The sequence below is a fragment of the Nostoc sp. S13 genome, from assembly GCF_029379315.1.
Lineage (GTDB): Bacteria > Cyanobacteriota > Cyanobacteriia > Cyanobacteriales > Nostocaceae > Nostoc.
The window spans coordinates 40,480-48,970 of the sequence record NZ_JAQYWQ010000044.1; the positions used below are offsets into that span (position 1 = coordinate 40,480).

General features: G+C 38.8%; 9 protein-coding genes and 1 pseudogene. 1 reads left to right on the forward strand and 9 read right to left on the reverse strand.

Annotated features, from left to right (window positions below; translation table 11 throughout):
- Positions 1-480 precede the first annotated feature (480 nt).
- The 8 genes and pseudogenes from cofG to PUQ00_RS15680 form a co-directional block, all read right to left on the reverse strand.
- Entirely contained in the window at positions 481-1,461 is a 981-nt protein-coding gene (gene cofG / locus PUQ00_RS15645; protein ID WP_300418188.1) for a 7,8-didemethyl-8-hydroxy-5-deazariboflavin synthase subunit CofG, read from the reverse strand.
- An 86-nt stretch (positions 1,462-1,547) separates the two neighbouring features.
- Positions 1,548-2,309: a beta-carotene ketolase CrtW gene (gene crtW, locus PUQ00_RS15650; RefSeq protein ID WP_300418190.1), complete on the reverse strand. Its 762-nt coding sequence runs from the start codon at positions 2,307-2,309 to the stop codon at positions 1,548-1,550.
- 309 nt (positions 2,310-2,618) lie between these two features.
- Positions 2,619-2,821: pseudogene (locus PUQ00_RS15655) on the reverse strand (high light inducible protein).
- A 311-nt stretch (positions 2,822-3,132) separates the two neighbouring features.
- A complete protein-coding gene (locus PUQ00_RS15660; protein ID WP_300418193.1) occupies positions 3,133-3,579 on the reverse strand; it encodes an SRPBCC family protein in 447 nt (148 codons plus the stop codon).
- Between the two features lie 20 nt (positions 3,580-3,599).
- Positions 3,600-3,788 (reverse strand): CPXCG motif-containing cysteine-rich protein, encoded by a 189-nt coding sequence (locus PUQ00_RS15665; protein WP_300418224.1) that lies wholly within the window; start codon positions 3,786-3,788, stop codon positions 3,600-3,602.
- Between the two features lie 162 nt (positions 3,789-3,950).
- Positions 3,951-5,606, reverse strand: a complete 1,656-nt coding sequence (locus PUQ00_RS15670; protein ID WP_300418196.1) for a radical SAM protein — start codon at positions 5,604-5,606, stop codon at positions 3,951-3,953.
- A 21-nt stretch (positions 5,607-5,627) separates the two neighbouring features.
- Positions 5,628-5,882 carry a SemiSWEET transporter gene (locus PUQ00_RS15675; RefSeq protein ID WP_300418199.1) on the reverse strand — a complete coding sequence of 85 codons (255 nt, stop codon included), beginning with the start codon at positions 5,880-5,882 and terminating at the stop codon, positions 5,628-5,630.
- A 196-nt stretch (positions 5,883-6,078) separates the two neighbouring features.
- On the reverse strand, positions 6,079-6,564 hold the full coding sequence (locus PUQ00_RS15680) for a hypothetical protein (protein WP_300418201.1): 486 nt from the start codon (positions 6,562-6,564) through the stop codon (positions 6,079-6,081).
- 315 nt (positions 6,565-6,879) lie between these two features.
- On the opposite strand from PUQ00_RS15680, the gene PUQ00_RS15685 reads away from it, so the two are divergent.
- The gene (locus PUQ00_RS15685; RefSeq protein ID WP_300418204.1) at positions 6,880-7,182 is read left to right on the forward strand and encodes a virulence protein; all 303 of its coding nucleotides are present in this window, start codon (positions 6,880-6,882) and stop codon (positions 7,180-7,182) included.
- A 91-nt stretch (positions 7,183-7,273) separates the two neighbouring features.
- Here PUQ00_RS15685 and PUQ00_RS15690 read toward each other — a convergent pair whose 3' ends face one another.
- Positions 7,274-7,744 carry a GNAT family N-acetyltransferase gene (locus tag PUQ00_RS15690; protein WP_300418207.1) on the reverse strand — a complete coding sequence of 157 codons (471 nt, stop codon included), beginning with the start codon at positions 7,742-7,744 and terminating at the stop codon, positions 7,274-7,276.
- Positions 7,745-8,491: the final 747 nt, after the last annotated feature.

Here is an 8,491-nt window from a genome sequence, read left to right on the forward strand (position 1 = left end):
ACGATGATCTGTACCTCACCAAGTTGCAATCTGCTGTAATTACACAATGTCATTGCGAATGCAGCGAAGCGGAATGAAGCAATCCCAGCCCTTGCGATTGCTTTGCTTCGCTTCGCTCGCAATGACTGTAAATATTTTTGTCCGATTACTTATCAAAGACTCATTAATGAAGCTCAAAGACTCATTCACGAGTATTAAAGACTCATCGGCGAGTATTAAAGACTTATCGGCATCAAAGACTCATTCACGAGTATCAAAGACTCATTCACGAGTATTAAAGACTTATCGGCGAGTATCAAAGACTCATTCACGAGTATCAAAGACTCATCGGCGAGTATCAAAGACTCATTCACGAGTATCAAAGACTCGTCGGCAAGTATCAAAGACTGATTCACGAGTAAAAAAGACTCGTCGGCAAGTATCAAAGACTCATTAACAAAGACACTAACAGGGAAGGAAAAAATCTTTACTTCTTTGTTATTACACAAGAAAAGCCGGAGTTAAAGTTTTTCGCCACCGATTCACCAATTTTTGCAATTCCCCCGACAACCAGCCATCAAATTGCGGATACACTGGCAAACGGGCTACCAATTCCCACCCCGCAGGTTGTAAAATTTCTCTTAGTGCCTGTTCCTGAACATGAGGATAATCGGGATTCACTTCATCTTTTGGCCCAATTCCGCCCAAATCTCGCGCACCAGCTTCGATACAAGCGAGTAACCATCGGTCATCTTTAACTAAATTGGGCGGAATTTGAATAGTAATATCTGGCGGTAAAATCTGACGCGCTCTGAAAATGACTTCTGGTAACTGATGGGGGTCAAAAGGTGGTGCATCAAAGGTTTGCTGATGTCCTGGACTATGAGGTTGCAGGATAACTTCTTGAATGTGATAGTAACGTTGATGCAAGTCAGATATAGCTTCCAAAGTTTCCCACCAATCATTTACAGTTTCTCCAATTCCCAATAGCAACCCAGTTGTAAAGGGAATCTGCAACTCTCCCGCCCATTGCAATTGTTGTAAACGAACTTCTGGTAATTTACTCGGTGCGTGCCGATGTACACTATTTAACAATGTTGGTGTCAACTGTTCCAACATCAGCCCCATCGAAACATTTACACGCTTGAGCTTTTGCATTTCCTCAAAACTCAGTGGACCTGCATTAGTGTGCGGTAAAAACCCCATTGAAAGCGCGAATTCACACAAATCATAAATTCGCTCAAACCACGCCTGACGCCTTGGCGAATAAGGATGCACTTCACCACTGAGTATGAGTATTTCACAAACTTTTTCGCTTTGAAGTGGTTTTAAAATACTGTTTGCATCTGAAAGACTCATCCAGGAACTTTTACCTGGTTCACTGCGAAAGTTGCAATAACTACAGCGATTAAAGCACTCGTAAGTGGGAACGATTGTATAAGCAGGGCTATAGGTGACAAGACGATAATTATTAATTGGCATAAGCAGGATAATCTAAAAGAATGCCTTGCTCAAACTATATAGATTAGCGTGTGACACTTGCTACCATTATATTAGATAAACAACAACTATTTTGCTTTGTAAATTTCTGGTAACTGCCACCAAGTAACATGAGGATATTCGTGATGTTCCTCGTGGTAGCCAAAATGATAGCATGTGATAAATGACCACCAAATTGGACGGCTAATCGTTTGGGAACAATGAGGCTGAATATAACCTCCTATGGGTTCGCTATGAGGGAGGAAAGTACCAAAATAAAATAATTGGAATGAACTTAAAAGCGAAGGAATCACCCAAAAGTAATTTAAATTATCAGTCGGTATATGGAATATATATTTAGCAAAGTTATAAATAATAGTTAGGGCTATTATTTGTCCCCAACTCCAGTAACCCTTCATAAAATGAAAATACCATGCAAATAAATTTTTGTGTTTCCCATTATGAAAATCTGGGTCTATTTTAGTTGCTGGATTGTGATGATGCAGCCAATGTTTTTTCAATAATTTTTTATAGGGTAAAAGACCATAAAATGATAGGGTTAATGTCCCAATAAGATGATTAATCTTGGTGCTCTGGGGAAACACTACCCCATGCATGGCATCATGAGATGTAATAAATAATCCCGTATATAAAAATGTTTGCCATAGTATAACAGGCGATAACATCCAAAATTTTAACTTGGAGATGTCAAGCGAAAGTAATAAACTCAGGCTAATGACCCATGCGCTAACAATAACAATAGCAATGAAAAGTCCCTTAAACTGAGATTTACTTTTCACTACTGGGGTCACTTTTGTTTGATGACTGTGTGGTTTTTCTAATTGAATCACGCTTTTACTCCGTCTAGTATTCAGGTGAAAATTCCTAAAATATAGTCACCACAAAAATTGCTAACCACGAGTCAGAAAACTTTTTTAGTGGTCAGTGTCTCGCATTGGATAGTGCCAACACTTGGAAATATTTAAAAATATTAAGATACTTTAACTATTATTACACATACTAGCCAATACCAACAAATTTTTTCGGTTTAAAGGTTGGTGTATAAGCAATAAAACTTACTACTATAGTAATTATAGATACTAGTATTTATAATATTACTTTCTAAACAGTCAAAGGTGGCAGCAAGGGTGACAACATATTTAGGGGGAAAAGTAAGGTATGAAGTGGAGTAATTCTCGTATTACGCTATAGTCGTTGAGCTCCCAAATTAGGTAAGCAACAAAACCGACCATAGCTAAACATTAGTGACAAGTTCGGACTGAGGAGTAAACCCCAACTCTAAAGCATTACAATCTTTGCCATTGTATGCGTTTTCTATTGCATCATTTGGGTAAAGTCCCATTGTTGATTTTCCTGAAGTATGAAATTATGTTTCTTATCATGTCTAACCAATAAATTAGAGCTATCTATCCGTCTGTAGTACTAAAGTGTAAACAAGTCTAAAGTATGATATTTTCAAGATTCCCAGGAATTACTTTCAAATTAGCAAAATAGTACTTCAGATGCCAAAAAAAATCTAACGAAAGTTAGAAGGTTTTATGAGTATTCTTGCCCAAACTAAGAAAGAGCAAAAAATCTTTTTCAAACTTATAGTATGGCTCCTACGCTCGACTTATCGATTTTTTGGCAACGCTCAAGCTGACGCTGAAACTATCATGACTCGCACTCCCGTTTAGTCACATAGTGACGATAGCGAAACATCGCTTCTAGTTGCACTTGCACTAACCAACCACTGACAAATTCAACTGTTCCTCCGCCAGGCATAGAGAAGGAAATAGCATCAGTCAGCTTAGTTTTGCCATTTTCCGGTTCAAATTCATGTCGATGTACCCAAGATTCAAAAGGGCCAGATATCTGTTCGTCGGTAAACAGGCGATATTTTTCACATTCAGTATGACGCGCTAACCAAGTTAAGGGTAATGGGCCCAGAAACAGACGAAATTCTGTGATAGCGCCCACGTTCAGCCCCCCCTCACGACGAACCACTTGGACTGGCTGCCAAGGTGGATTCAGCAGTTGCAAAATATCTGGCCTTTCGTGAAATTTCCAAACTATTTCTGGTGGGGCATTAATTACTGAGGAATGTTTAAATTGCAGCATGGAAAGAAAAACCTAAAAATTCAACTTTCGGATTCGGTATCAATCTCGATATCTAGGGTATCTTCATCAACCCGTATATACAAAATATTTGGGTTACAGCAAACTTGGCAATCTTCAATGTAAGATTGCTGTCCTCCAGCACTCAAATCAATAAAAGTTAAGTTCGGTTCGCCGCAATAGGCGCAGTAATACTCAGCTGTGTTTTGCATCAAGTTTTCAGCTATGAATTCAATGGTATTAGGGATGGGGCATGGGGCATTGGGCACTTGTACTGAGCGGTGTGGTTGGCGCAGCCTCTCGTAGAGAATTATTGGGCATTGGTTATGTATTTCTCCCTTATCCTCACCTACTGCTGTGTCCCCACTCCCCTATTATCGAGTCCCTCCCAGTAATGGCTGTAATTCCTTTGGGGATGGATTGATATAACTCTTAGCATCAGCCAAATGCTTTAGTAGTGTAGACTGTGGCAGAGGCCCTTGCAAGTGGCTCCAGGGTAATACTTGCTCCGTTGACCATTCGGCGTGGACGTAGAAATCTAAATCGGGGATTTGTCCTTTAAGTTGTTTGAAAGCACGTTTGTAGCTACCCAAGGAGTCGCCAAAGTCACGAGTAAGTTGAAGGAGTTGGCAGAGTCTACGATCGCCTCTCGATAACAAAGCCTGTATAATTGACCAATTATAGCTTTCTGGGCGAAACTCTATCCCCTGTGGTTTTAGCTGTTTTTGCAAAAACTGCAACCGCTTTTCGGCTTGACGATTCACCCCAAACCATTGAAACGGTGTGTGTGCTTTGGGTACAAAGGTGCTGCATCCATATGTTAAACGCAATCCCGGCGCAGCTTTTTTGATATTACGCATCATCGCCACGGTTTGCTCTAAATCCTCTGGTTCCTCACCGGGAATTCCTGCCATTCCGTAGAGTTTTAAGCTTTTTAATCCGCCAGCTTTGGCATTTATCGCTGCTTGGATAATTTCGTCGTTATGCAGCTTTTTGTTGATGATTTGCCGGATTTTCTCGGAACCACTTTCTACAGCAATTGTAAGCGATCGCGTGTCTCGTTTCGTCAAAGTTTCTGCTAACTGGACTGTTACGGTATTGGTTCGCACAGAGGCAATACTGAGACGAACATCATCGTACTTTGGCTGACTAATATAATCTAGCAAAGTCTCAAATTCTGGATGCTGAGTTACAGAAGCCCCCAATAATCCTAGCCGATTTGTGACTTCTAAACCTCTGGCGATCGCTGGAATCAATGAATCTTCAAGACTCGCTGTTCTAAAAGGCAGTGTGAGATAACTCGCCAAACAAAAGCGGCACATTTCTGGACAACTTCTCACCACTTCCACCATGTAAATATTTTCCCATGCGGCTTTTTCGGTGACTACAGTCGATGCCGATAGAGTATTTCCCCGATAAGTCTGCTTTTGCACCACTGCGGGAATTTCTGGAGAAATTGGTTTAATTGATTTGACTGCACCATCTATGCTGTGATATTCGACTTCATATAAACTAGGAATATAAATTCCTGGGACTTGTGCAAGTCTTTTTAGTTGAGTTTGTCTTGAGGCATTTCTTACTTCTTTGTACGCTTCAATAAAATTCCCTAACAGGTTTTCGCCATCTCCTAGTAAAATTACATCAAAAAAAGCTGCAAAAGGTTCGGGATTAGCTGTGAGAACTGGGCCACCACCAAAAATTATCGGATGAGAATCATCGCGAGAAGTTGCCAGAATCGGAATTTCTAAAGATTCTAGCAAATTTAAAATATTCACATAATCCAGTTCCCAGGAAATCGAAAATCCCACAATTTCCGGGGTTCTGGGGAGTTGTTCGTGAGTATCTGTAAACAGGCGACTCACCTGCACATCATCACGCATTGCCAAAGTTGCCCAAACTACCTGATAGCCGAGGCTAGTGATACCTACGCTATATTCATTGGGAAAGGCAAAGATTATCGGGATAGCGTTTGTATCTGGGGTGGCGGGGGTGAAAAGGAGGCGTTCAGAGGTAAATACAGATGATGTCACAGGTGTTTGTTAGGGGCAAGTTTATCTATATTTAATTTTAAGCCATAGAATTATCAAGTTAAAAACCAATGTCACGCTATTAGCAAGAATAATTGGTAAGGATTGTATATATATTCCATAAATTAACCACAAAAAAACACCAGTTATGAATGTAATGAGCGTTATTAAAGAAACATCTTTTGCTGATTTTGTTTGCCACGTTTTAAACATCTGTGGTAAGAAGGCGGTGGTGGTTAGTGTGGCAGCAGCTAATCCTAGAATTGTCAGAAAATCCATGTGATGCAAACCTCTAAAATAAAGTTTTCATTGATTAAAAAATTTAGAAGCTGATTTTTATAATACTGTATTAGTGTCTTCAATTTTACATTGTAACGTTAGGGAGAAAATGGAGAAAACAAAAAGGGAAAAAGTTAAACTCTTTTCCCTTCTCCTTTCAGCTTTATTCTAATCATTAAAGGATATGTGATTGACACTAGCAAAACCGATTAATTAATTCTTCACGGGATAACTGCAATAGTAAAGGCGTAAACTCTTCTGGTGATAACGCTAATAAAGGTTCAATAATTGCTTGAAGCTCATTATCTATTTCACCAAAGCGAACTTTAAGCAAGTTTTCCACCACTAAACGTTCTCCCTGCTCAATTCCTGTTTCGAGTCCCCGTTGTTCACCTTCTTGTATCGCCTGTTCTCGGTCTTCTTGTTGGTAAAGTGGTGCTAATGGCATAAGTAATTCCCTATCTTCCTCGTCTTGATTTGGAGTGACTTGTAAGTTTTGTTGCAAGTTGTATAGCAATTCTAACGCTGCTTTTCGGAAAGGATTATCAGGAGTAAGTGCTTCTAGTTCATCAATTGCTTGCTTTTGAACGTTCCCTCTACCGATGATTCTCAGCCATAAGGTTTCTGAGATAGATACGAATTGATGAATTGTTACTATCACGGTACGCAAATATTCTGGCATGAATTATATTCCAGGCAGGTAGTCATCTTTTGGGTTAGCACCAAATCCTGACAGATGAATAATTGTGAGAAATCAAGACTAGCGACTTAGCCCACCCTAACCACCACAAACCGCATAACCCTTTGATTCCCTGTAGCGATCGCTGTGGGGAATTGTCATTTATGGGATTATCCCGGTAGAATTGAGTCAAACAGTATTTACAGTAAAAATATGTACACAAAAACAACACGTAATTTAGTAGGTAAGAACAGTAAATTAAACGTCAGTTCATACCCTACAATAAGCAATAACAATTTCCCAGATAGGAATACCAGAGTGTATGCAATTGCTTTTGATATGGATATTGAACTGCTACGACAGTCCTATGGCGACCCATATAACAATGCTTATGGTGAGATTAAAAAAGTACTGACTTCACACGGTTTTACTAGACAGCAAGGTAGGGTTTACTTTGGAAATGAAAATGTAAATGCTGTTACTTGTGTACTAGCAGTTCAAGATTTAGCTAAACAATTAGTATGGTTTCCTGTAGCAGTAAGAGATATCAGAATGCTAAGGATTGAAGAAAATAACGACCTATTACCCGCAGTTCAAGTAAACTTACCCAGTGAAAACTGACGACGGTCAACAATTTTAATAGAGCCTCAATCCCTGCCACTGAACGGTAGGAATTTTTTATGTTTAAAAAATTTATTATAAGTAATGTCGTCTAACTGATTGTCATTTCTAAATATTTATGATTTTTTTGTAGACCTTTTTGCAGACCTTTTTTTGTTACCTTAAAACCAAAATTTTCATAAAAACGATAAGCATCTCTGTTTTGTTCATAAACTGCTAGACTGTATGGTGCTTTGCATTCAGAGAGTATTTTATTAAGTAATTTTTTGCCGTAACCCTTTTTTTGATATGCCGATAAAACATAAATAGAAACTATTATCGTTTCTGTGGAAGTTTCACGTACTGAGGTAAAACCTACTATTTTAGTATCTTCATAAATATTCCATATTTTAGTAATATATTGAGGATTTATAAATAATAATGATTCTTGTTTAGTATCTTCAATATAGTCTTTAAGTTCTTCTTTTGATAAAAATTTATGCGAATTTTGAATTTCTTCTTCTAAAATACGTGAAACTAAATCAAAATTTGCTGGATCGTATTTTTTGATTTGTTCGGTCATAATTTTCTTAGATTTCCTGGTAGTTTACAACATATACTATTTGTGACGCACTCAAGTAAAGTTTTTAATTAATAATCAAAGCAAAAATTACTTGCTTTTGGGTTTACCTTAACTCAAGTAACACATCATTCCAAATCGCAACAGTTGTCAAGATTATATATTTTTAAATCGCCTTTGAAAAAACTTTGCGATTTACTGAAGTGTTTTAACCGATTTTGTGACTCTTTACCCATGTTGATAGTAGATGCGATCGCATTTACTTAAATGTGTTATATGCTACTATAACAATACTTATAAAAAAGAGCGAGTCAGACACCCACCGTTCTTATAGCGGTTATCGGCCCTTGTGACGTACAAGAACCTCACCCCCAACCCCCTAAGAGCAAGGGTATACACACAAGTCGGATTTACCCCCAATGGATTGGTGGGAAACAGGAAATCCAGTTCCCTCCCCAATGCATCGGAGAGGGTTAGGGTGCGGTAAAACCTTGGTTAATCAGCTATTTCAGACTTGTGTATAACGTAGGCAAGCGAGGAGGCGGCTATGATGTACTTTATGTGATTTGGAAACGCTATATTTGCGGTGCTTGCTACTGTTTAAGTCGTCTAAAATTCGTTGCACTAATCTGGGCTAACAGAAAATCAGGAATTAAAATCTTAGCAAGAGGCACAATAGTAGCTGGAACTATTTTCAGGGTTAGCGCGTCTCAAAACCTATTGACAAGAGGACTTACCTGATCAGAAATC